Genomic DNA, 23,448 nt, shown 5'->3' with positions numbered 1-23,448 from the left:
TTGCCGGATGCGGCGTAAACGCCTTATCCGACCGAAAAAACGAAACCTATGTAGGCCTGATAAGACGCCTCAGCGTCGCATCAGGCATTGATTGCCGGATGCGGCGTAAACGCCTTATCCGACCGAAAAAACGAAACGTATGTAGGCCTGATAAGACGCGCCAGCGTCGCATCAGGCAGTTGTTGCCGGATGCGGTGTAATCATTTATCCGTCCTGGAATGAGGAAGAACCCCATGGATGTCATTAAAAAGAAACATTGGTGGCAAAGCGACGCGCTGAAATGGTCAGTGTTAGGTCTGCTTGGCCTGCTGGTGGGTTACCTTGTAGTTTTAATGTACGCACAAGGGGAATACCTGTTCGCCATTACCACGCTGATTTTGAGTTCAGCGGGGCTGTATATTTTCGCCAACCGTAAAGCCTATGCCTGGCGCTATGTCTATCCGGGAATGGCCGGAATGGGCTTATTCGTCCTCTTCCCTCTGGTCTGCACCATCGCCATCGCCTTCACCAACTACAGCAGCACCAACCAGCTTACTTTTGAACGCGCCCAGGAAGTTCTGTTGGATCGTTCCTGGCAAGCGGGAAAAACCTATAACTTCGGTCTTTATCCGGCAGGTGATGAGTGGCAACTGGCGCTTACCGATGGTGAAACCGGCAAGAATTATCTCTCCGACGCCTTTAAATTTGGCGGCGAGCAAAAGCTACAGTTGAAAGAAAGCGCCACACTGCCTGAAGGCGAGCGCGCAAATCTGCGCGTGATTACCCAAAATCGTCAGGCACTGAGCAACATTACCGCCATTCTCCCGGATGACAACAAAGTGATGATGAGCTCCCTGCGCCAGTTCTCCGGTACGCAGCCGCTCTACACGCTGGGCGATGATGGTACGCTGACCAATAACCAGAGTGGTGTAAAGTATCGCCCGAATGACCAGACAGGCTTTTACCAGTCCATTACCGCCGACGGCAACTGGGGCGACGAAAAGTTAAGTCCGGGTTATACCGTAACCACCGGCTGGAAAAACTTTACCCGCGTCTTCACCGACGAAGGCATTCAGAAACCGTTCCTCGCGATTTTCGTCTGGACCGTGATGTTCTCACTGATCACTGTCTTTTTAACGGTGGCAGTCGGCATGGTGCTGGCTTGTCTGGTGCAATGGGAAGCGTTGCGCGGCAAAGCTATCTACCGCGTACTGCTGATTCTGCCCTACGCCGTCCCCTCATTTATTTCAATTTTGATTTTCAAAGGGTTGTTCAACCAGAGCTTCGGTGAAATCAACATGATGTTGAGCGCACTGTTTGGCGTGAAGCCCGCCTGGTTCAGCGATCCAACCACTGCGCGGACGATGCTGATTATCGTCAACACCTGGCTGGGTTATCCGTACATGATGATCCTCTGCATGGGCTTGCTGAAAGCGATTCCAGACGATCTGTATGAAGCCTCTGCGATGGATGGCGCAGGCCCATTCCAGAACTTCTTTAAAATCACGCTGCCGCTGCTGATCAAGCCGCTAACACCGCTGATGATCGCCAGCTTCGCCTTTAACTTTAACAACTTCGTACTGATTCAACTGTTGACCAATGGCGGCCCGGATCGTCTTGGCACCACCACACCAGCCGGTTATACCGACCTGCTCGTTAACTACACCTACCGTATCGCCTTTGAAGGCGGCGGTGGTCAGGACTTCGGTCTGGCGGCAGCGATTGCCACGCTGATCTTCCTGCTGGTGGGTGCGTTGGCGATAGTGAACCTGAAAGCCACGCGAATGAAGTTTGATTAAGGGAGATAACAAAAATGGCAATGGTCCAACCAAAATCGCAAAAAGCACGTTTATTTATTACTCACCTGCTACTGCTACTTTTTATCGCGGCGATAATGTTCCCGCTGCTAATGGTCGTCGCCATCTCGCTGCGCCAGGGGAACTTCGCGACCGGCAGCCTGATCCCGGAGCAAATCTCGTGGGATCACTGGAAACTGGCGTTAGGTTTTAGCGTTGAACAGGCGGATGGTCGCGTTACGCCACCGCCGTTCCCGGTACTGCTGTGGCTGTGGAACTCGGTGAAAGTCGCGGGGATTTCTGCGATTGGTATTGTGGCGCTCTCCACTACCTGCGCCTACGCCTTCGCCCGTATGCGCTTCCCTGGCAAAGCGACGCTGCTGAAAGGGATGCTGATTTTCCAGATGTTCCCGGCGGTACTCTCACTGGTCGCGTTGTATGCGTTATTTGACCGCCTGGGTGAGTACATTCCGTTCATCGGCCTGAATACCCACGGCGGCGTTATCTTTGCTTACCTGGGGGGGATTGCGCTGCACGTCTGGACGATCAAAGGTTATTTCGAAACTATCGATGGCTCGCTGGAAGAAGCGGCGGCGCTGGATGGCGCGACGCCGTGGCAGGCCTTCCGCCTCGTCCTGCTGCCGCTGTCAGTACCGATTCTGGCAGTGGTGTTCATCCTGTCATTTATCGCTGCTATTACTGAAGTTCCGGTCGCGTCGCTGTTACTGCGTGATGTGAACAGTTACACCCTGGCCGTGGGTATGCAGCAATACCTCAACCCACAAAACTACCTGTGGGGTGACTTTGCTGCCGCTGCTGTGATGTCTGCATTACCGATCACCCTCGTCTTCTTGCTGGCTCAACGCTGGCTGGTCAACGGCCTGACGGCGGGTGGTGTGAAAGGTTAAAGATGTTGTTATGCCAATGTTATGCCGCTGCACCCTCAACTTACGTTATCCTAACTTGTGACTGTTATTCGGCGCTCTTCGGAGCGCCTCTTTTTTACTCCCGCTTCAGCCGTTTCGAATTACACAGCCATAGAGTGATCACCAGTAACAGGATCGCTGCAGAGTAGATCAACACATCCAGTGGCGATTTATGATCGACGATGATCAAGCGCACAATGGCGGTGATCCCGATATAGACAAAGTAACGTAAGGGAAAGTGAAATCCGGACTGAAAATACTTCACAATCAGGGCGATAAATTCGAAATAGAGAAAGTAAACCACCAGCCCTTCCACCAGCTCATATTTGCTGGTTTGTTCTGGTGCGAACAGCACATCAGCCAGATGCACCGTTTCTTTGCCGAGAAAGACAACCAGAATCAAGCCCAGGCACAACAGGCCAAGATTGAGTACGGTCTGCAAAATAGTGGAGATAAACTCCACGCGGGGACGAGATAGCGACGTCATAACAGCCCTCCAACTCAGTGGCGAGCTTCCTGTATAACGTAAAAATGTGACGGAGATCTATATTTTTTGTGTATGTTTTGTTCAACCTGGATTTAGATGGCTCCTCCCGCCAGCGCCGGATGCGGCTCCCCGCAGGCCGGATAAACCGCGCCTGACTGTGCCTCCGGCAAGACACGCGCCCCAAAAAATCACCCATTCAGGTGATTCCCAGCCACCAACAAAGCGCGAAAAATCGACAATGTTCCTCTGGAACAAATGAAACCTAACCTGATAAAGGTGGTAAAAATGAAGCCTTATTTTGCTGCTTTGTTGTTATCAGTCTCTGTTCTTCCTGCTTTTGCCGGTCCGCTCGGTACTGCTGATAAAGCCGACCTTCCGCAAAGCAATGTCTCCAGCCCAATGATGGCTCAGTCGCTCAGGCAACCAGACCTGCAACCTATATCGACGGACAGGAAGACAGAATGTTTTCGCCTTTACACACCAGATCGTAAACCGGGGGTGAACTGCGTTCCTGATGGCTCGACAGGCCATTAAGAATGAGGGTGCCAGTGATTGCGAAAGCTGGCACCTTTCCCATGACTTAACGGAAATTTACGCTACGATCGCTGGTCATATCATACAACTGGAACTTACGCCCAAGTTGCTGACCACCGTCGCGCGTCAGCGGTGTCCAACCAATTGCCGCACGACTGCGGGTCGGGCCGGACGAGAAGAGATCCAGCGGTACAGAGACATACACGCCTTTGGTGAAATCCCCTTCCCCGTACTCCTCTTTCGAAACGTTAGTGATCGTGGCATAGCCACCCACCACCACGCCGCTATCAAAACGTTTGGCAATCTCCAGCGTACCGCCTTTATCCCCTGCCAGATACTGCCCGACGCTCGCTTTGACTAACACATCCTGGGCGAAAGATGGCGTCCAGTACGCGGTCAGATGTCCGGTTTTCACGCTGTAATCGGTAAACTTCATCATATCTTTCGCGCTACGCCAGTCGCGCTGTTTCACATAGTTAGCATCCAGCCCAAACGCCCAGTTGCTATCCAGCGGACGATACAACACTTCTGCCCCCGCACCGCCAAACATGGTTTCGAGATAGCCGCCGTAGACCTGGCCATAGAAGCCGTTGCCCAGATGCTGGAAGTAGTTGGCTTGCAGGTTATTGACGTAAACATCGTTCTGCACATATTCACGAACATGAGTACGCACACGCGGCAGATGGGAGTCCTGCGGCGGGTTAGTGTAGTTAAACTTGTCGTAGTTATTCGCCAGGTTAGCAAACAGGCTGCCGGTAGTCAGCAGATGATCCGTTAACCACAAATCCGCCGTCCCCATCACGCCAAGCTGGTACATATAGAAATTTTCCGGGCCACCAACTGACTGATTCAGTACTGGATCGATATGGAAATCAAAGCGCGATTTGTCAAAATACCAGCCTTGTTCAGTGGACTTCGGCACCACCGGTTCGACGCGTTTTTGCGCCAACGTTGTTTCATGACCCAGCGGCTCTCCGGCAAGATGATTTTTCAGGCTGGCGACATCCGTTTCGGTGGTCACCTGCGGCATATTAAGCCGATTTTCCGTTATACGGATCATGCGGATCCCATCCGGCAGATCGTTCATCACGATCCGATTAGCACGAATGATCCCTTCGCGCGAATCGCGATATTTCACCTGCTCGCCGGTAACATACAGCGTATCGCCTTTCACCTGGATCTGCGGATCGGCAAGCCCGGCGTTGTATTTCAACAGCGTTAACTGATTCGCCACCACCGAATGCTGCAAAATGGCATCCTGCGGCTGCGGCTGGTATTGCGGTCGGGCGTTATCGTTGTACGACGGGCGCAGATCGTTAAAGTTGGTGCGCAGCGTGACGCCAAACATAAAGGTGTTGCCACGTTCATAGCTAAGGTTAACGTCGGCCCAATCGGTAACGCGATAAATCGCCCCGACGTTAAACTTACTTTTTTGCTCCAGCTTCCCAGCAAAATCCTGCTGATAATTATTGCCTTCATACTCCAGTTTCAGGCGCAGCGGCTGCCAGGGCGTCTGGTATTCCACTCCCCCAAACAGCGAGGCCGGGCCGTGGAACATCTGGCTGCCGTCGATAGAACCCGCCTGTTTATAGCTGTTATCGCGATAGCAATATTTGTCACTGGCTGAACAGAGCGGATTTTTCACGTTACCGCTGGTGCCCAGATATCCCCAACCCAGGCCGAGTGTGAAATCGAACGGCCCCCAGGCTTTGCTGGCGACCAGATATTCCGCATCAAACAGCCCCGTACCGCCGATATCCCGCGCGCCAACAGCCACCTGCGGCATCCAGTAACTCTCTTCCCACAAACGCAGTTTAAGATCGAAGGCTTTATCTTTATACGTTTGGTCGCCAGAGAACGCTTCGACGCTGCTGTACTGTCTGGTACGCACGTCGGTATAGCGCAGCGTCGTTTCCAGCCACGGGAAGAGTTGCACTGAAGCTGAGTAATAACGGTACTGATCATTATCGCGGTAGTTGAGACTAAGCTCCCCTTCCCGCGCCATACGGGCGGTGGGCGTTTGCAACAAACCGACGCCGCCGAAATCTGATTGCGACGGCCCGATAGGCGCAGGATACGTTTCGCCGTAGCAGGCCGCGCTAATGCCCAGCGCCAGTACGCTAAGCAGATGTCTTTTTTTCATTATTGGGGTATCCGCTGCGTCAGAATCTGAAGAATGTCGGCGTTCAGGGCGTCTGGCGTCTTACTCCAGACGGAGTCCGCCAGGCCAACATAAATAATGCTGCCGGGCATCGGCTCTACGTGACGCTTGTTCCAGTAAGCCACCGGCGCTTTTTGCGTGCGACCGTCTGGATAAATAACCCATGCGTAGCTGCAATCCGCGCCACTAAGCAGGTTCTGACCGGAGAGGTAACTCGCCACGTCACGACCTGGGGTAAATGGCTGATTGCCTGGACGACTAATAAGCCCAAACAACGTGACCGTTGACGGCGGAGATCCGACCCACAGCGTGTAGTTGCCCTGCAACGGCGGGTTACCGCGTTCGGCAACGCGCACCATATCGGGATCAAGATTGATTTTTTGCCTGCCCGTCACTTTCAACGCCTGAATTTGCTGGCGTAAGGTGTTAATGGCGGCGGCATCATCACCGCTGGAATCTGCGGCCAACGCCGCCAGTCGTGCCAGCAACGCCTGCTGTTGACGCAATGCCGCCGCCGTTGCCAGCTCTTCGCTAATCACCGCACCGGGCCACCAGCTATTTGCCAGTCGTGGTTGCCCCACCAGATCGATTAAATACTCTGCGCCCGTCAGCGTTTTTGCCTCGCGACTACCATTGCTAAACACCTTGACGGTTCCCGCCGCCAAGACCGATGACATCCCTACGCTCAAAAGCAACGCTGCAATTGTTTGTTTAATCATTGTTTTGCTGCCTTGATGAGCGTGGTTTTCACCGGGAAATAATCTGCACCGAGATACTGTTCCGACTGGCGAATTTGTCCTTCGCTGTCGATCCAGTAACGGTTATGCCAGCACGCCTGATCGGTGGAGACTTCTTCATCCAGCACGCGAACCGGGGTTTCATCGCTGCCGACTTTGACGGTGTCAGTACCATCCCATTTAAAGACTGAACGAGCTGTGGCGTAGCGCACCTGCTGGTACTCGGTCCAGCCCATCGTGCGAGTCCAGGTTGTGCCATCAACGATTTGTGCGGGTTTGGTCAGCGGATCGGCAGCAAGATTATTTACTTCAATCAGGTTGTCGCCACCGAGCAGGGTTTTCACCAGACGACCATGTTGCGTAACGAGGGTGGCCTGATCCTGAGTAACCCATTTTTGTTGTCCGTCTTCAGCGAAGGCCAAAACGACAAATAACTGTGGACCGCCATTAAGCTGCATATACTGGCTGGCGTAGGGCATATTTTGAATATCATCGTCCGTAAGCTGAACGCCCGGCGTACCGAACAGGCTGTCCCACAGTGAGTTGCCCAGTTCTTGAGTAGTGGCTGAACAGGCCTGTAATAACAGGCAGATAAGAATGAGTGCAGGTCGCTTCACGACTCTTCTCCAGAGGGGCAGAATAACCACACCGGAGTGTGGTTATGGTAAATCCCTTCATACCTCAAGCCACAGATGCGATGACTCGAATTATTTTGGGGATACATACTTTATTACTGAGTACTGGTGGTCGTGGTTGTTGTGGTCCCGGTATTAGAACCATCACCGCCACCGGTTGCCGCGAGCGCGACGCCCACCGCCGAGCTTACGGTGCTGACGCTGGTCGCAGAGGAACTACCCGCTGAAACCGACGTTGCTGCTGACCCTGCCGCTTCGCCCACCTGTACAGGTGCAGCCCACGCAGAAGTCACCGCAAGCGCAGATATGGCAAAAATGCCATACAGAACTTTTTTCATAATAATTTCCCTTCATTGAATGAATGGAGATTTACCCAAAAACATTTCGGGCGGGATCGAGTATACACAACTAAAGCATACGAATTACGCCGCGGGGAATTAGTGAAGGGGTTTTAGGATAATTGGAATGAATATCAACTATATATTTTTATAATATGAAAACAATCAGTTAAATCATTCAGTTAAAATAAATATAAAAATAAATCCCCTGCGTATTTTCTGAAATTAACACAGGCTAAAAATATATTTTAGGATTAACCTCACGGTATGATTTTCGTTAAATCACCGGCAAGGGGATTTATCTGATAAAACAATGCCGACTTATAGTCGGCATTGTTTTTAAGGCTATTTAGTCAATCGAGCTATGTATTAATTGCCGAATGCGATGTACATATCGGCATCGACCTGTAGGCCTGATAAGACGCGACCGCGTCGCATCAGGCACCGGTTGCCGGATGCGGCGTGAACGCCTTATCCGGCCTACATATCGGCATCAGAAATGCACGATGATTAACCGCGCCACGCTTTATAGCGGTTAATCAGACCATTGGTCGAGCTATCGTGGCTGCTGATTTCTTTATCATCTTTCAGCTCCGGCAGAATGCGGTTCGCCAGTTGTTTACCCAGCTCTACGCCCCACTGGTCAAAGGTGAAGATGTTCAGGATCACGCCCTGAGTAAAGATTTTGTGCTCATACAGCGCAATCAAGGCACCCAGACTGAACGGGGTGATTTCGCGCAGCAGAATGGAGTTGGTCGGGCGGTTGCCTTCGAACACTTTGAACGGCACAACATAATCGAGCGTCGCCGGATCTTTACCCTGATCACGGTATTCCTGCTCAACCACTTCGCGGGATTTACCAAACGCCAGAGCTTCGGTCTGAGCGAAGAAGTTAGACAGCAGTTTCTGGTGGTGATCAGAGAGCGGGTTATGGGTGATAGCCGGGGCGATGAAATCGCACGGCACCATTTTGGTTCCCTGGTGAATCAACTGGTAGAACGCGTGCTGACCATTCGTACCTGGTTCACCCCAAATAATCGGGCCAGTCTGGTAATCCACCACGTTACCGTTACGGTCAACGTACTTACCGTTGGATTCCATATTGCCCTGCTGGAAGTACGCCGCAAAACGGTGCATATACTGGTCGTATGGCAGAATCGCTTCAGTTTCCGCGCCAAAGAAATTGTTGTACCAGATGCCGATCAGCGCCAGCAGTACAGGCAGGTTTTTCTCTGCCGGAGTAGTGGAGAAATGCTTGTCCATGGCGTGTGCACCGGAAAGCAGTTCAACGAAGTTATCAAAACCGATGGAGAGAACAATCGACAGACCAATCGCTGACCACAGAGAGTAACGACCGCCGACCCAATCCCAGAACTCGAACATGTTAGCAGTATCAATACCAAACTCGCCAACAGCTTTCGCGTTGGTGGAGAGCGCCGCAAAGTGTTTCGCAACGTGCTTCTCATCGCCAGCCGCTTTCAGGAACCAGTCACGCGCACTGTGGGCGTTGGTCATAGTTTCCTGAGTAGTGAAGGTTTTAGACGCCACCAGGAACAGGGTGGTTTCCGGATTCACTTTTTTCAGTACTTCTGCGATGTGAGTCCCATCGACGTTAGAAACGAAGTGCATGTTCAGGTGGTTTTTGTACGGGCGCAGCGCTTCAGTCACCATGTACGGACCAAGGTCAGAACCACCGATACCGATGTTTACCACGTCAGTGATTGCCTTACCGGTATAACCTTTCCACTCACCAGAAATAATCGCTTCCGAGAAGGTTTTCATCTTCTCCAGCACCGCGTTGACTTCCGGCATCACGTCTTTGCCATCAACCAGAATCGGCGTATTGCTACGGTTACGCAGCGCCACGTGCAGTACAGCGCGGTTTTCGGTACGGTTGATCTTCTCGCCAGAGAACATCGACTTAATCGCGCCAGCCAGATCGCACTCTTTCGCCAGATCCTGTAATTTCGCCAGCGTCTCTTCGGTGATGCGGTTTTTGGAGTAATCCACCAGCATCTGATCGTCGAAGGTTGCGGAGAACTTAGAAAAACGATCGCCGTCTTTAGCAAAAAGCTCAGCGATCGTAACGTCTTTCATTTCATCGAAGTGTTTCTGTAGTGCCTGCCAGGCAGCGGTCTGCGTTGGATTGATATTTTTCATTAGCAATACTCTTCTGATATTGAGAATTGTGACTGTGGAAGATTGTAGCGCCAGTCACAGAAAAATGTGATGGTTTTAGTGTCTTTAGCTCGTTCAACCGCCGAAATGGATAAAACAGTATAGCTGTTATAAGCACAATTTCTGGCCACCAGCGCTGCATGAATAATCCGCATAATCCCAGCGTTGACACACTCCGCTACACCTTTTATTTATAAATACGGTCTGCGCCTGCACCGGTTTCTGTTTTGCCTTTGTGCCATGGTCGCTTCTTTCATTCCCTGACACGAGGTTGTTATGCCCGATATTGTTGTCTCCAAATTTGGTGGTACTAGCGTGGCTGATTTCGACGCCATGAACCGCAGCGCTGACATTGTGCTTTCTGATGTGAATGTGCGTTTAGTTGTGCTTTCCGCTTCCGCAGGGATCACCAATCTGCTGGTAGCACTAGCCGAAGGTCTGGAACCGGCTGAGCGTTTCGAAAAACTCGATGCCATTCGCAATATTCAGTTCGCTATTCTGGAACGCCTGCGTTACCCGAACGTCGTCCGTGAAGAGATTGAACGTCTACTGGAGAACATTACCATTCTGGCCGAAGCAGCGGCACTGGCAACCTCTCCGGCGTTAACAGATGAACTGGTCAGCCACGGCGAGCTGATGTCTACTCTGCTGTTTGTTGAGATCCTGCGCGAACGCAATGTTCAGGCACAGTGGTTTGATGTGCGTAAAGTGATGCGTACCAATGACCGATTTGGCCGTGCGGAGCCGGATGTTACTGCACTGGCGGAACTGGCTGCGTTGCAGTTGGCCCCACGACTCAGTGAAAGTTTAATCATCACTCAGGGATTTATTGGCAGAGAAAGTAAAGGCCGTACCACAACACTTGGTCGTGGCGGCAGCGATTATACGGCAGCCTTGCTGGCGGAAGCTTTACACGCATCTCGTGTGGATATCTGGACTGACGTCCCCGGTATCTACACTACCGATCCGCGCGTGGTGCCCGCAGCAAAACGCATAGATGAAATTGCTTTTGAAGAGGCCGCTGAAATGGCGACCTTTGGCGCGAAAGTGCTGCATCCGGCAACGTTGTTGCCTGCAGTACGCAGCGATATTCCGGTATTTGTCGGCTCCAGCAAAGATCCGCGCGCTGGCGGTACGCTGGTGTGTAATACCACCGAAAATCCACCGCTATTCCGCGCCCTGGCCCTGCGCCGTAAACAAACGCTATTAACCCTACATAGCCTGAATATGCTGCATTCCCGCGGCTTCCTCGCGGAGGTTTTCGGCATCCTCGCGCGACATAATATTTCGGTGGATTTAATTACGACGTCAGAAGTAAGCGTGGCGTTAACTCTCGACACTACCGGATCAACATCTACCGGCGATACGTTGCTGACGCAATCCTTACTGATGGAGCTTTCGGCACTGTGCCGGGTAGAAGTGGAAGAAGGCCTGGCGCTGGTGGCACTGATTGGTAACGACCTGTCAAAAGCCTGCGGCGTCGGCAAAGAGGTCTTTGGCGTACTGGAACCGTTCAACATCCGCATGATTTGCTACGGCGCTTCCAGCCATAACCTGTGCTTCCTGGTGCCAGGCGCAGACGCCGATCAGGTGGTGCAGAAACTGCATAGTAATTTGTTTGAGTAAAAACAGTACGGCCCGGATGATATGCCCCGGGCCGTGTTTATTTCCCCATCACTGTCGTCATCAACAGACGATCCAACTCCCTGACATCGCCTTCCCTGCTGTCCGGTAACACTGGTGGAATTTCCCCGCGCGCCAGTTCCGCACGAATAAACGCATGTAGCAATGGACGGCGCGGTCCATATTCCGCTTCTCCCGCGCGCTGTTTACGTTCCAGCAATTCATCTATTTCTGCACGTAAGGCCGCATCCAACTCACTTCCCGCCAGTAACTCAGCAAAGCGCATTGGCGGTACGCCTTTACCCGCTTCGACCCAGCGCACGGCCAGCAGCGGGCGCAGCACGTAAAAATATTTTTTCAGCCGAACTTCGTCGGCCTGCAAATAGCCGCGGAAGTTTTTCTGCGCCATCGAATAGTAATGCCAGCGCGCACGTAGCGGAGAAAACCACTTCGGCACCATCGCCTTAAGCGCCGTTATCGTTTCTTCATCCTGCTGATAGACCACCGGCGAATCCAGCCATTCAATCAGCGTCGGGTTCGCGCCTTTCAATAATCCCAGCGCCTTGCGCCACTCCCAACCTGAAACATCCAGCTCGTCGTCGATGGGCAGTTCGATAACATCGCGTGGTGACTCTACCCGCAGATACCATTCCAGCGGGTGAACATACAAAAAACGCACATCGTAATCGCTGTCTGGCGAGGCAAATCCCCAGCCGCGACTCCCCGATTCGCAGGCGTACAGCACTTTCACGCCATACCGCCATTCAATTTCCTTTAACTGCTGCGATACCCGTTCACGCATCACAGCACTGACTCCATTTAATGGCATTTGACTCATCCTTTGATATTAACTAACCCGCGCCAGACCACTGAAAACAGAAATGTTATCAATGCGATAGCGTTATTGCGAGAAACGAGCCAGAAATGGACCCTAAGATTTAACACCTTGAATAATAAAAGATTAATTAAATTTGAACAGTTACCAGTGAATTATTTCCGTTAAATTTTTATATGTATTTATCGCTAATTAGCTAAAAACATAAAAATAAAAGAGAACGCAAATGAATCTTATCGGTTCTGCTCGCAAATGAATTCCCGTACACTGAGCTATCCGATTAACAGAGGGCACCATCATGGCACTCCCCCGCATTACTCAAAAAGAGATGACTGAGCGTGAACAGCGCGAACTGAAGACGCTGCTGGATCGAGCGCGTATTGCACATGGCCGCGTGCTGACCAACGCCGAAACCAACAGCATTAAGAAAGAGTACATCGATAAATTAATGGTTGAGCGTGAGGCTGAAGCGAAAAAAGCCCGCCAGTTGAAGAAAAAGCAGGCTTATAAACCGGATCCTGAAGCGTCATTCAGTTGGTCGGCAAATACGTCGACGCGTGGCAAACGCTGATTAACGACCTTTTTTCTTCCGCCCCGGCGAGGCGAAACGCTTGCCGTTTGATGCCGGGCGGCCACCTTTTTCCGCTGTTTTCTCCACCTTCACCACCGGGCGTTTGATGCCTGCCGTTTTCGGTTTGGCCTTCGCTTTGGGCTTCGCCTCGGAAGAGGAATTTTCAATGAGTTTAAAGAGATCGATAAGCTCATCGTCGGTTAAATCACGCCATTCACCCAGCGGAATGCCGCTTAAGCTGACGTTCATAATGCGCGTACGTTCCAGCTTTTTCACTTCGTAGCCAAAATGTTCACACATACGACGGATCTGACGGTTCAACCCTTGCACCAGGGTAATACGAAAGACAAACGGCGCTTCTTTTTTAACTTTGCACTTTTTGGTCACTGTCCCGAGGATTGGCACCCCCGCACTCATGCTGCGAATAAACTCCTCGGTAATCGGTTTATCGACCGTCACCAGATATTCTTTTTCATGGTCGTTGCCAGCACGAAGGATCTTATTGACCAGATCGCCGTGATTAGTGAGGAAAATCAGCCCCTGGGAGTCTTTATCCAGGCGACCAATCGGGAACACGCGCTTGCTGTGATTGACGAAATCGACGATGTTATCGCGCTCGCCATCTTCCGTAGTGCTGACAATGCCCACGGGCTTATTCAGGGCGATAAGCACTAAATCTTCGGCTTCCCGCGGCTCGATCAACTGACCGTTTACTTTTACAACGTCACCGGGCTTTACCTGATCGCCAATGGTGGCACGCTTGCCATTAAGGAACACATTGCCTTGCTCGATATAGCGATCCGCTTCGCGGCGTGAGCAAATTCCGCTTTCGCTGATGTATTTATTTAAACGGACTGATGAGTCGGGCAGCATAAATTCTCCTCTGAAACGCGGAATATACCTTACCTCTTAGCGAGGAAAAACAGGATTTATGCGGAATACGATAAGTTACGTACCAGCATTAATAGCCGTTTAATAGAAAATCGATAGCATCACGCAGTTCGATTCGCTGTTGACTAAGATCAGCTATACGTTCTCCCAACTCTTTTAGCGGTATTCCTGTCATCACCATGTGGTCCAGGCCAGCAATTGAAACCACCGGACAAACTTTTACAGGTGGTTTACCGCCAGATAGCTGAGCAAGTCTGACCGCCGGACAACAATGGCATGCTTTAATACATCAGCGACAGGATTTACGTGCCTCTTCCAGAATCTCGGGGGGCAGCGAAACATTGACAGATTTTTTCACCTTCGACATTGTGCGCATAATTCCCTCCATCATGATGCGCATACTCTGTCTAAAAGTAGCGTAATTAGCGAGCATTTTTCCTCCAGTGTCCTTAGAAATTTGTCGGAAAATACCGCTGTTGCGAATACCTGTCACGCCTGAACATTCAAACTTGCGAGACGCTTTCCAGAAGCAATACGCGACATCGTGAGCCATGTCAGTAAGCGGTTAAATTCACAGTGGTAGCATGCCTTCCGTGATTTCTTACTAACCGGAGAAGTAATGGAACTGCTTTTATTGAGTAACTCGACGCTGCCGGGAAAAGCCTGGCTGGAACATGCGCTGCCGCTGATTGCTGAACAGTTGCAGGGTCGCCGTTCCGCGGTGTTTATTCCTTTCGCTGGCGTAACGCAAACCTGGGATGATTACACCGCCAAAACGGCCGCAGTTCTTGCCCCACTTGGCATTTCTGTCACCGGTATTCATAGCATTGCCGATCCTGTTGCCGCGATTGAAAATGCGGAGATCGTGATTGTCGGCGGTGGCAACACTTTCCAGTTACTGAAAGAATGCCGTGTGCGCGGTCTGCTGGCACCGATTGTTGACGTAGTGAAACGCGGCGCGCTGTATATTGGCTGGAGCGCAGGCGCTAACCTCGCTTGCCCAACCATTCGCACGACCAACGATATGCCGATTGTCGATCCGCAGGGCTTCGATGCGCTGAATCTGTTCCCGCTGCAAATCAACCCGCACTTCACCAACGCGCTGCCGGAAGGTCACAAAGGTGAAACGCGCGAGCAGCGTATTCGCGAATTACTGGTGGTAGCGCCAGAACTGACGATTATTGGTCTGCCGGAAGGTAACTGGATCACCGTAAGTAAAGGTCACGCTACGCTTGGCGGCCCGAATACCACTTATGTGTTTAAGGCCGGTGAAGAAGCCGTGCCGCTGGAAGCGGGTCACCGTTTTTAAGTGAATTGCCGGATGCATGATCCGGCATCTTGTACATAGTGCCTGATGCGACGCTTAACGCGTCTTATCAGGCCTACAGGATTCACAATATTAATACTCGTCCCGTCCCTCATCTTCATCTGGCTGTTCCAGTACGCTGTAAGCCACCGAACAAAACAGCGAGTTCAGACGCTGCATATCTCCCAATAAACCTAAATGTAGCGAACTGGTTTCAATACTCTGCACGTTTTGCTGATGCAGGCGATCGACGTGGGCATGGGAATAGCGGCGATTAAGAATGCGAAAGCGATGCTTACTGCGACGTAAACGGCGAGCGCTGGTGACATCGCCAGAGAAGAACACCGACATTGCCAGTTTTAAATTGCTGAGCAATTGCTCATAGAGCGCATCCAGTTCCTTCAACCCATCAAGCGAAAACGCCCGCCGTGCTGCCAGTGATTTGTCGGCAATTTCGCTGCCCATGCGCTCGACAATATCGGAAGCCTGCTCAAGGTTGAGCGCCATTTCGATAATCTCCGCCCAGCGACGTGATTCTTCTTCCGCCAACTCTTCTTTTGGCATCCGCGCCAGATAAAGTTTAATCGCGGTGTAGAGGACGTTGATATCATCCGCCAGCTTGCGCAACTCCTTCTCTTCACGCGGTTCGCCGTGCATCACTTTATTCAGCCCTTCCATCATCTGTTCCATCGCGTCACCGATGCGCAGTGTTTCACGGGCGGCATTCGCCAGAGCAAGGGTCGGCGTATCCAGCGCGCTGACATCCAGATGTTTTGGTTTCAGATGGGCATCCAGTTCGGGTTCATCGCGAATAATGGTTTTGCAAAACCGTGCCATCGGGTCGACAAATGGCAGCATCGCCAGACAGCGCACAAGGTTATAGAAGACGTGGAAATAGATAACCAATTCCGCTTTCGGCAAAGGCAGTTTATCCATTGATTCTGCCAGAACGTGGACAAACGGCAGGATAATCAGGCTCCCCACCAGCTTAAAAAGCAGGCTGCCCAACGCGACACGACGTGCGGCAGCATTAGCGGCGCTATTGTTGAGCATCGCCAGCAAGCCGGAACCAAGGTTAGCGCCAATAACCAGGCAGAGCGCCACCGGGAAAGAGATAATGCCCGCAGCAGTCAGAGTCGCAGTCAGCAGTACCGCGGCAAGGCTGGAGTAGCTGATAATGGCGAACATCGCGCCAATCAGCGCATCCAGCAGAATATCGCCGGTCAGCGAGGCAAAGATCACCTGAACACCGTTCGCCTGGGTGATCGGCGTTACGGCCTGCACAATCAACTCCAGTGCCAGCAAAATCAACCCAAGGCCAATACCGACGCGGCCCAGTTGCCCGGCGCGCGACTGCTTGCGTCCGAGGAAAAAAATTACGCCGATAAAAATAAGTAGCGGCGACAACCAGGATAAATCGAAGGTGAGAACCCGCGCCATCAGCGCCGTTCCGACGTCGGCCCCCAGCACAATCACCAGCGCAGGCGCGAGAGCAACCAGATCCTGGGCAACAAACGACGTCACCAGCATGGTGGTGGCATTACTGCTCTGCACCAGTGCCGTAACGCCAATCCCCGCACAGAAGGCGAGCGGCTTTTTTTCGACGCTCCGGCTAAGGACAGTACGCAGTCGTGCGCCAAAGACACGCATTACGCCTGTTCGAACAATATGCGTCCCCCAGACCAGCAGGGCGACGGCAGAAAGCAGGTGAAGCAGTGTTAACACGAGTTCAGGTTCTCCTTATCGTTATATGTGCCTGAAACAGTTCCGGAAGCGCTTTTCCGGTCTGATATAAGTCCAGTATATGTGTTTACTATCAATAAAGAGACAGGGCACTCCGTGAGTGCCCTGTTTGTTGTAAAGAAAAGTGACAGATTTGTGAATCAGTCCGCGTCATACCCCAGATTCGGCGCCAGCCAGCGTTCAACATCAGAAACGCTCATACCTTTACGGCGGGCATAGTCTTCAACCTGATCGCGCTGAATTTGTGCCACTGCGTAGTACTTGCTGTCCGGATGGCTGAAGTACCAACCCGAAACTGATGCGCCAGGCCACATAGCGAAAGATTCCGTGAGTTTCATGCCGGTGTGTTTTTCCACTTCCAGCAGCTCCCAGATGGTGGCTTTTTCCGTATGTTCCGGGCAGGCCGGATATCCTGGTGCCGGGCGGATGCCCTGATAGTTTTCGCGGATCAGGTCTTCGTTGCTGAGATTTTCATTCGGCGCGTAGCCCCAGTAGACTTTACGCACGCGCTCATGAAGATATTCTGCAAAGGCTTCGGCTAAACGGTCGGCAAGCGCTTTCACCATGATTTTATTGTAATCATCGTGCTGCGCTTCGAAGGCATCAGCCAGCGCGTCCTCTTCCAGCCCGCCAGTTACGGCAAATGCACCGATGTAATCCGCTTTGCCGGAGAGTTTCGGTGCCACAAAATCAGCGAGGCAGTAGTTAGCAAAGCCGGTTTTTTCCGTCTGTTGGCGCAGATGGTGGCTGATATTAATCACATGCGTGCGTGTTTCATCACGATAGATTTCAATGTCGTCACCCACCCGGTTTGCCGGGAACAGACCAACCACGCCGCGCGGATTCAGCGATTTTTCAGCGCTTAATTTATCCAGCATGTCGTTAGCGTCTTTAAACAGGCGTTTTGCCTCTTCGCCCACCACTTCATCTTCCAGAATGCGCGGATACTTTCCGGCCAGCGACCAGGTCATAAAGAACGGCGTCCAGTCGATATAGTTACGCAGCGTTTCGATGCTGGCTTCGACTTCCTGCACGCCGAGACGGTGCGCTACAGGCGGCGTATAGGCCTGCCAGTCAAAAGCGAAATCGTTATCGCGCGCCGCTTCCAGCGTGACCGGTGGCGTGCGCGGTTTCTTGCGCCCGTGCTGAATACGCACGGTTTCGTACTCTTTGCGGGTACGAGCGACAAAGTCGTCACGCTGAGTGTCGGAAAGCAGCGCCGCCACAACACCAACGGTGCGCGAGGCGTTTTGCACGTAAACCGTCGGGCCGCTGTAGTTTTGCTCGATTTTCACCGCTGTATGCGCTTTTGAGGTAGTCGCGCCGCCAATCAGTAGCGGAATGGTGAAGCCCTGACGCTCCATCTCTTTCGCCACGTTGACCATTTCGTCCAGCGACGGCGTGATCAGCCCCGAAAGACCAATCAAATCAGCATTCACCTCTTTGGCAGTGCGGAGGATTTTTTCCGCTGGCACCATCACGCCGAGATCAACAATTTCATAGTTGTTACATTGCAGCACCACACCAACAATATTTTTACCGATATCGTGCACGTCACCCTTCACGGTGGCGATCACCATCTTACCGTTGGTTTTACCCTGCTCTTTGCTGGCTTCAATATACGGTTCGAGATACGCCACCGCCTGCTTCATAACGCGTGCCGATTTCACCACCTGCGGCAAAAACATTTTCCCTTCACCAAACAGGTCACCGACGACGTTCATTCCGTCCATCAGCGGCCCTTCAATCACTTCAATCGGGCGAGCGGCTTGTTGACGAGCTTCTTCGGTGTCCTGTTCGATAAACTCAGTAATGCCTTTGACCAACGAGTACTCCAGGCGTTTCTTCACGTCCCACGAGCGCCACTCCGCCTGTTGGGCGTTGGCGGTGTCGTCGGTTTTACTGCCGCGATATTTTTCGGCAAGTTCCAGTAAACGCTCTGTACCATCGTCGCGACGGTTAAGGATCACATCTTCCACCGCGTCGCGCAGTTCCGCAGGCAGATCGTCGTAAATCGCCAGTTGTCCGGCGTTGACGATCCCCATATCCATACCGTTACGGATGGCGTAGTAGAGGAACACCGCGTGAATAGCTTCGCGCACCGGGTCGTTGCCACGGAACGAGAAGGAAACGTTGGAGACGCCACCGGAGATGAGTGCGTGCGGCAGTTCGCGTTTGATGTCTTCGCACGCGCCGATGAAATCCTGCGCGTAATTGTTATGCTCTTCAATCCCGGTGGCGACAGCGAAGATGTTCGGGTCGAAAATGATATCTTCCGGCGGGAAGCCGACTTCCTCGGTGAGGATTTTGTACGCCCGACGGCAAATCTCGATTTTCCGTGCGCGGGTATCGGCCTGGCCCTGTTCGTCAAAGGCCATTACCACCACCGCCGCACCGTAACGGCGTAATAATTTGGCATGATGGATAAAGGTTTCAACGCCCTCTTTCATCGAGATAGAGTTAACAATGCCTTTGCCCTGAATACACTTCAGTCCTTTTTCGATGACGTCCCATTTCGAAGAATCGATCATAATCGGCACGCGAGCGATATCCGGCTCGCCAGCAATCAGACTGAGGAAACGCACCATCGCCGCTTCGGCGTCGAGCATCCCTTCATCCATGTTGATATCGATAATCTGCGCGCCGTTTTCCACCTGCTGACGCGCCACGTCCAGCGCCTCGCTATATTTCTCTTCTTTGATCAGGCGTTTGAACTTAGCGGAACCGGTTACATTAGTTCGTTCACCAACGTTAACAAACAAACTATCGTCGCCAATGTTCAGCGGCTCCAGTCCGGACAAACGGCAGGCTACGGGGATATCAGGCAGTTTGCGCGGTGCTAATCCTTCAACTGCACGGCTCATCGCAGCAATATGTTGTGGCGTCGTGCCACAGCAGCCGCCGACAATATTCAGGAAACCCGATTCAGCCCATTCGCGAATCTGTTTCGCCATTGTGTCAGCATCGAGATCGTATTCACCAAAGGCGTTTGGCAGCCCGGCATTCGGGTGCGCGGTGACGTAGCATTCGGCAATACGCGAAAGTTCCTGCACGTACTGACGCAGTTCGTCTGGCCCCAGTGCGCAGTTGAGGCCAAAGGTCAGCGCTTCGGCATGCCGCAGGGAGTTGTAAAATGCCTCGGTTGTCTGACCGGAGAGCGTGCGCCCGGAGGCGTCGGTAATGGTGCCGGAAATCATAATCGGCAACTCAACACCCAGCGCTTCAAACTCGGTTTTCACCGCAAAGACCGCCGCTTTCGCGTTAAGAGTGTCGAAAACAGTTTCAATCAGAATCAGATCTACACCGCCTTCCACCAGCGCTTTGGTGGATTCACGATAAGCCGCCACCAGTTGGTCAAAGGTGATATTGCGAAATGCCGGATCGTTTACATCCGGAGAAATAGATGCTGTGCGATTGGTTGGGCCGAGAACACCAGCAACGTAGCGTGGTTTCCCCGGCGTGCGGACGGTCCACTCGTCAGCGCAGGCACGTGCCAGTTTCGCTGCTGCAAAGTTGATTTCTGCTGACAGGGATTCCATCTGGTAATCCGCCATCGCAATAGTCGTGGAGTTGAAGGTGTTGGTTTCGATGATATCCGCGCCCGCTTCAAAGTAAGCGTTGTGGATCGCGGCAATCACATCAGGTTTACTGAGCACCAGCAGGTCGTTGTTGCCTTTTAGATCGCACGGCCAGTCGGCAAAACGCTCACCGCGAAAATCGGCTTCGTTCAGACGATAATTCTGGATCATGGTGCCCATACCGCCGTCCAGCACCAGAATACGTTCATTTAACTGCGCACGCAGTTGTTCAACTTTGCTGCTCACACTTGCTCCCGACACGCTCAACCCAGATTTAATAAAAATTCAACAAACCATACTGGCACAAACGCATCAGTGGTAAAAGCGACCACTACGCAACATGAGATTTGTTCAACATTAACTCATCGGATCAGTACAGCAACTGTTGCATTAGTTAACAATAAAAATGAAAATGATTTCCACGATACAGAAAAAGGAGGCTGTCATGGTCGCACCCATTCCCGCAAAACGCGGTAGAAAACCTGCCGCAACCAGCGCCCCCGCGACTGGACAGGTTCAGTCTTTAACGCGTGGCCTGAAATTACTGGAGTGGATTGCCGAATCCAATGGCAGTGTGGCACTAACCGAACTGGCACAGCAAGCCGGATTACCCAATTCCACCACCCACCGTCTGCTAACCACTATGCAACAACAGGGCTTTGTGCGTCAGGTCGGTGAGCTGGGTCACTGGGCGATCGGCGCGCATGCATTTATGGTCGGTAGCAGTTTTCTCCAGAGCCGTAATTTGTTAGCTATTGTCCATCCTATACTGCGCGATCTGATGGAAGAATCTGGCGAAACGGTCAATATGGCGGTGCTCGATCAAAGCGATCACGAGGCGATTATTATCGATCAGGTGCAGTGTACGCATCTGATGCGAATGTCCGCCCCTATTGGCGGTAAATTGCCGATGCATGCTTCCGGTGCCGGTAAAGCCTTTTTGGCTCAACTGAGTGAAGAACAGGTGACAAAGCTGCTACATCGCAAAGGGTTACATGCCTATACCCACGCGACGCTGGTTTCTCCTGTGCATTTAAAAGAAGACCTCGCGCAGACACGCAAACGCGGTTATTCATTTGATGATGAAGAACATGCGCTGGGACTGCGTTGCCTGGCTGCGTGTATTTTCGATGAACACCGCGAACCGTTTGCCGCAATTTCAATTTCCGGGCCGATTTCACGTATTACCGATGACCGCGTGACTGAGTTTGGCGCGATGGTAATTAAAGCGGCGAAGGAAGTGACGCTGGCGTATGGTGGAATGCGGTGACTTTTCGCCTCTGATTTATACAAACCGCACGCTAAACCGCTGTCTGCGCCGATATGCATAAACATCTTCCACATGTCCTTCGCGGATGCGGTTTTGTAGAGCGCGCCAGTAATCGGCGCGGAACAGGTCGGCGTGCATTTCCTCGAACAGTGGACCAATGCGTGGGTCGGCGCATAGCCAGTGGCGGAACTCTTCCGGGAAAACATCGCCCGGCGAGACGCTATACCACGGTTCGCTGGCGAGTTCGTCTTCCGGGTAGCGCGGCGGTGGGATGTCGCGGAAATTCACTTCCGTCATGTAGCAAATTTCATCGTAATCATAAAACACCACGCGCCCGTGTCGGGTGACGCCAAAGTTTTTAAACAGCATATCACCGGGGAAAATATTGGCGGCGGCAAGCTGGCGAATAGCGTTGCCGTACTCTTCTATAGCATCACGCAGTTGCTGACCCTCAACCTGTTCAAGCCAAATATTGAGAGGCACCATCCGCCGTTCGATATAGAGATGGCGAATCACAATTTGTTCGCCCAGATCGGTGATTTTTTCTGGCGCTTCCTGAAGCAGCAAATCCATTAATGACGGGGAAATATGTCGCTTCTCCAGTACAAAGTTTTCAAACTCCTGGGTATCCGCCATCCTTCCTACGCGATCGTGCTCTTTTACCAGTTGATAGCAGGCGCGGACGTGAGCCGCTGACATCTCTTTCTGCGGGGCGAATTTGTCTTTGATGACTTTGAATACCCGATCAAAGCCCGGCAGCGTGAACACCAGCATGACCATCCCACGAATGCCCGGCGCTTCAATAAACTGCTCATTACATCCTTGTAAATAAACGAGATATTCACGGTAACTTTCGGTTTTGGCATGCTTCTGGCAACCGATAGCCATATACAGTTCTGCGGTAGTTTTACCCGGCAGAATCTCCCGTAGCCACTCGACCAGTGCGGCAGGCAGCGGCGCGTAAACCATAAAATAGGATCGCGCGAAGCCAAAGACGATGCTCGCTTCGGCGGTCGTCGTCAGGCAGGTATCAATAAACAACTCGCCGTCGTCCGTCTGGTGGATCGGCAGCAAAAATGGCAACGTGCCGGAAGGCGTTATCAGTTTGCCCACCAGCCAGGCGGCTTTATTACGGTAAAACAGTTCGTTCGCCACCTGTAGATGACTTTCAGCGAGGTTATCTGTCCCCAGCGTTTCCGTCAGATGAAGAATGATATAGTTGATATCACGGCTTTTATTCTGCCAGCACAGGCGTAGCGGCAAGTCGCTAATAACGCGCATCAGCAGTGATTCCCAGCCGTGATCGGGGTAAAAGTCTTTGGCCAGCGGGCGCGGAATGGTACGAAAGCGGCGTTCCGGCTGGGAGCTAAAGATAAAAAGCCGCTCGGGAGTAAGCGAGCGGTGGTCAAATAACCGACAGTATACGGAGTTGAAAAAACTCTCCGCAATCTCGAAGCGCGGGTAGTCCGGCAATAGCCGGGTGTAATGCTCTTTGACGTGCAGTAAAAATGCCGCATTCGTGCTTTGGCCGTTGGTAATGCAGCGTAACTGCTCCACCACCAGACCCACGTGATGATCGTAAAGATGGATACGATTTTTCATCGCCTGCTGGACAGCGTGCCAGTCGGCCTGTTCGAAACGCTGCTGCGCCCCGGAAGTCACTTCGAGGAATCGACCATACTGGGCGTCGAAACCCTGCAAAATTGTTTGTGCAATCAGTAATTCCAGGCCACGCGGCATTTGTTGCCCTCATCGGGAGCTGTGAATTGCCGGATAAGACGCACAAGCGTCACATCAGGCGTTGATTGCCGGATGCGGCGTAAACGCCTTATCCGGCCTACGCGTCTGCAACATTTGTAG

The 23,448-nt window shown here is 52.2% G+C and carries 20 protein-coding genes; 8 read left to right on the top strand and 12 right to left on the bottom strand.

Annotated features, from left to right (window positions below):
* The 3 genes from A1WG_RS24975 to malG form a co-directional block, all read left to right on the top strand.
* On the top strand, positions 1-200 hold a 200-nt coding region (locus tag A1WG_RS24975; protein ID WP_222859133.1), incomplete at its 5' end, for a hypothetical protein.
* Between the two features lie 33 nt (positions 201-233).
* The gene (gene malF / locus A1WG_RS10745) at positions 234-1,778 is read left to right on the top strand and encodes a maltose ABC transporter permease MalF (protein ID WP_001517565.1); all 1,545 of its coding nucleotides are present in this window, start codon (positions 234-236) and stop codon (positions 1,776-1,778) included.
* A gap of 14 nt (positions 1,779-1,792) precedes the next feature.
* Positions 1,793-2,683 carry a maltose ABC transporter permease MalG gene (malG, locus tag A1WG_RS10750; protein WP_001517563.1) on the top strand — a complete coding sequence of 297 codons (891 nt, stop codon included), beginning with the start codon at positions 1,793-1,795 and terminating at the stop codon, positions 2,681-2,683.
* A gap of 94 nt (positions 2,684-2,777) precedes the next feature.
* On the opposite strand, the gene psiE is transcribed toward malG, so the two are convergent.
* On the bottom strand, positions 2,778-3,188 hold the full coding sequence (gene psiE / locus A1WG_RS10755; RefSeq protein WP_000202902.1) for a phosphate-starvation-inducible protein PsiE: 411 nt from the start codon (positions 3,186-3,188) through the stop codon (positions 2,778-2,780).
* Positions 3,189-3,443: 255 nt separating this feature from the next.
* Between psiE and A1WG_RS0121850 the strand changes: the two genes are divergently transcribed.
* The gene (locus A1WG_RS0121850; RefSeq protein WP_000804022.1) at positions 3,444-3,722 is read left to right on the top strand and encodes a hypothetical protein; all 279 of its coding nucleotides are present in this window, start codon (positions 3,444-3,446) and stop codon (positions 3,720-3,722) included.
* Between the two features lie 46 nt (positions 3,723-3,768).
* Here the strand turns inward: A1WG_RS0121850 and A1WG_RS10760 are convergent, their stop codons facing one another.
* The 5 genes from A1WG_RS10760 to pgi all read right to left on the bottom strand — a co-directional run bounded on the left by A1WG_RS10760 (position 3,769) and on the right by pgi (position 9,753).
* The gene (locus tag A1WG_RS10760) at positions 3,769-5,865 is read right to left on the bottom strand and encodes a YjbH domain-containing protein (RefSeq protein ID WP_001517556.1); all 2,097 of its coding nucleotides are present in this window, start codon (positions 5,863-5,865) and stop codon (positions 3,769-3,771) included.
* On the bottom strand, positions 5,865-6,602 hold the full coding sequence (locus A1WG_RS10765) for a capsule biosynthesis GfcC family protein (RefSeq protein WP_001517555.1): 738 nt from the start codon (positions 6,600-6,602) through the stop codon (positions 5,865-5,867). Before A1WG_RS10765 ends, A1WG_RS10760 begins: the two co-directional genes overlap by 1 nt.
* Positions 6,599-7,237 carry a YjbF family lipoprotein gene (locus A1WG_RS10770; RefSeq protein WP_001517554.1) on the bottom strand — a complete coding sequence of 213 codons (639 nt, stop codon included), beginning with the start codon at positions 7,235-7,237 and terminating at the stop codon, positions 6,599-6,601. Before A1WG_RS10770 ends, A1WG_RS10765 begins: the two co-directional genes overlap by 4 nt.
* A 113-nt stretch (positions 7,238-7,350) precedes the next feature.
* Positions 7,351-7,593, bottom strand: a complete 243-nt coding sequence (gene yjbE / locus A1WG_RS10775) for an exopolysaccharide production protein YjbE (protein ID WP_000757338.1) — start codon at positions 7,591-7,593, stop codon at positions 7,351-7,353.
* Positions 7,594-8,103: 510 nt separating this feature from the next.
* Entirely contained in the window at positions 8,104-9,753 is a 1,650-nt protein-coding gene (gene pgi, locus A1WG_RS10780; RefSeq protein WP_000790017.1) for a glucose-6-phosphate isomerase, read from the bottom strand.
* 294 nt (positions 9,754-10,047) lie between these two features.
* On the opposite strand from pgi, the gene lysC reads away from it, so the two are divergent.
* Positions 10,048-11,397: a lysine-sensitive aspartokinase 3 gene (gene lysC, locus A1WG_RS10785; RefSeq protein WP_001517553.1), complete on the top strand. Its 1,350-nt coding sequence runs from the start codon at positions 10,048-10,050 to the stop codon at positions 11,395-11,397.
* Positions 11,398-11,434: 37 nt separating this feature from the next.
* Here the strand turns inward: lysC and A1WG_RS10790 are convergent, their stop codons facing one another.
* A complete protein-coding gene (locus tag A1WG_RS10790; protein WP_016242570.1) occupies positions 11,435-12,223 on the bottom strand; it encodes a nucleotidyltransferase domain-containing protein in 789 nt (262 codons plus the stop codon).
* A gap of 304 nt (positions 12,224-12,527) precedes the next feature.
* Between A1WG_RS10790 and A1WG_RS10795 the strand changes: the two genes are divergently transcribed.
* Complete coding sequence (locus A1WG_RS10795) at positions 12,528-12,800, top strand: YjbD family protein (protein ID WP_001207629.1); 273 nt, start codon at positions 12,528-12,530, stop codon at positions 12,798-12,800.
* Here the strand turns inward: A1WG_RS10795 and rluF are convergent, their stop codons facing one another.
* Both rluF and A1WG_RS25105 read right to left on the bottom strand, forming a co-directional pair.
* Positions 12,801-13,673, bottom strand: coding sequence for a 23S rRNA pseudouridine(2604) synthase RluF (gene rluF / locus A1WG_RS10800; protein ID WP_001517551.1), 873 nt, complete (start codon positions 13,671-13,673; stop codon positions 12,801-12,803). It abuts the gene before it with no gap.
* 88 nt (positions 13,674-13,761) lie between these two features.
* Positions 13,762-13,899: a CcdB family protein gene (locus A1WG_RS25105; protein WP_228929306.1), complete on the bottom strand. Its 138-nt coding sequence runs from the start codon at positions 13,897-13,899 to the stop codon at positions 13,762-13,764.
* A gap of 411 nt (positions 13,900-14,310) precedes the next feature.
* Here A1WG_RS25105 and pepE point away from each other — a divergent pair, with 411 nt between their 5' ends.
* Complete coding sequence (pepE, locus tag A1WG_RS10805; protein WP_001517549.1) at positions 14,311-15,000, top strand: dipeptidase PepE; 690 nt, start codon at positions 14,311-14,313, stop codon at positions 14,998-15,000.
* A gap of 90 nt (positions 15,001-15,090) precedes the next feature.
* Here the strand turns inward: pepE and A1WG_RS10810 are convergent, their stop codons facing one another.
* Positions 15,091-16,722 (bottom strand): Na/Pi cotransporter family protein, encoded by a 1,632-nt coding sequence (locus A1WG_RS10810; RefSeq protein ID WP_001517548.1) that lies wholly within the window; start codon positions 16,720-16,722, stop codon positions 15,091-15,093.
* A 158-nt stretch (positions 16,723-16,880) separates the two neighbouring features.
* The gene (gene metH, locus A1WG_RS10815; protein WP_001517547.1) at positions 16,881-20,564 is read right to left on the bottom strand and encodes a methionine synthase; all 3,684 of its coding nucleotides are present in this window, start codon (positions 20,562-20,564) and stop codon (positions 16,881-16,883) included.
* 199 nt (positions 20,565-20,763) lie between these two features.
* Here metH and iclR point away from each other — a divergent pair, with 199 nt between their 5' ends.
* Entirely contained in the window at positions 20,764-21,588 is an 825-nt protein-coding gene (iclR, locus tag A1WG_RS10820; protein ID WP_000226393.1) for a glyoxylate bypass operon transcriptional repressor IclR, read from the top strand.
* 15 nt (positions 21,589-21,603) lie between these two features.
* On the opposite strand, the gene aceK is transcribed toward iclR, so the two are convergent.
* Entirely contained in the window at positions 21,604-23,328 is a 1,725-nt protein-coding gene (gene aceK, locus A1WG_RS10825; RefSeq protein ID WP_001137256.1) for a bifunctional isocitrate dehydrogenase kinase/phosphatase, read from the bottom strand.
* Between the last annotated feature and the right edge of the window lie 120 nt (positions 23,329-23,448).

This window comes from Escherichia sp. KTE96, from assembly GCF_000408525.1.
In the GTDB taxonomy this organism is placed as follows: domain Bacteria; phylum Pseudomonadota; class Gammaproteobacteria; order Enterobacterales; family Enterobacteriaceae; genus Escherichia; species Escherichia marmotae.
Note: the sequence above shows the minus strand (reverse complement) of the source record. Positions and strands in the feature narration are given on the sequence as shown.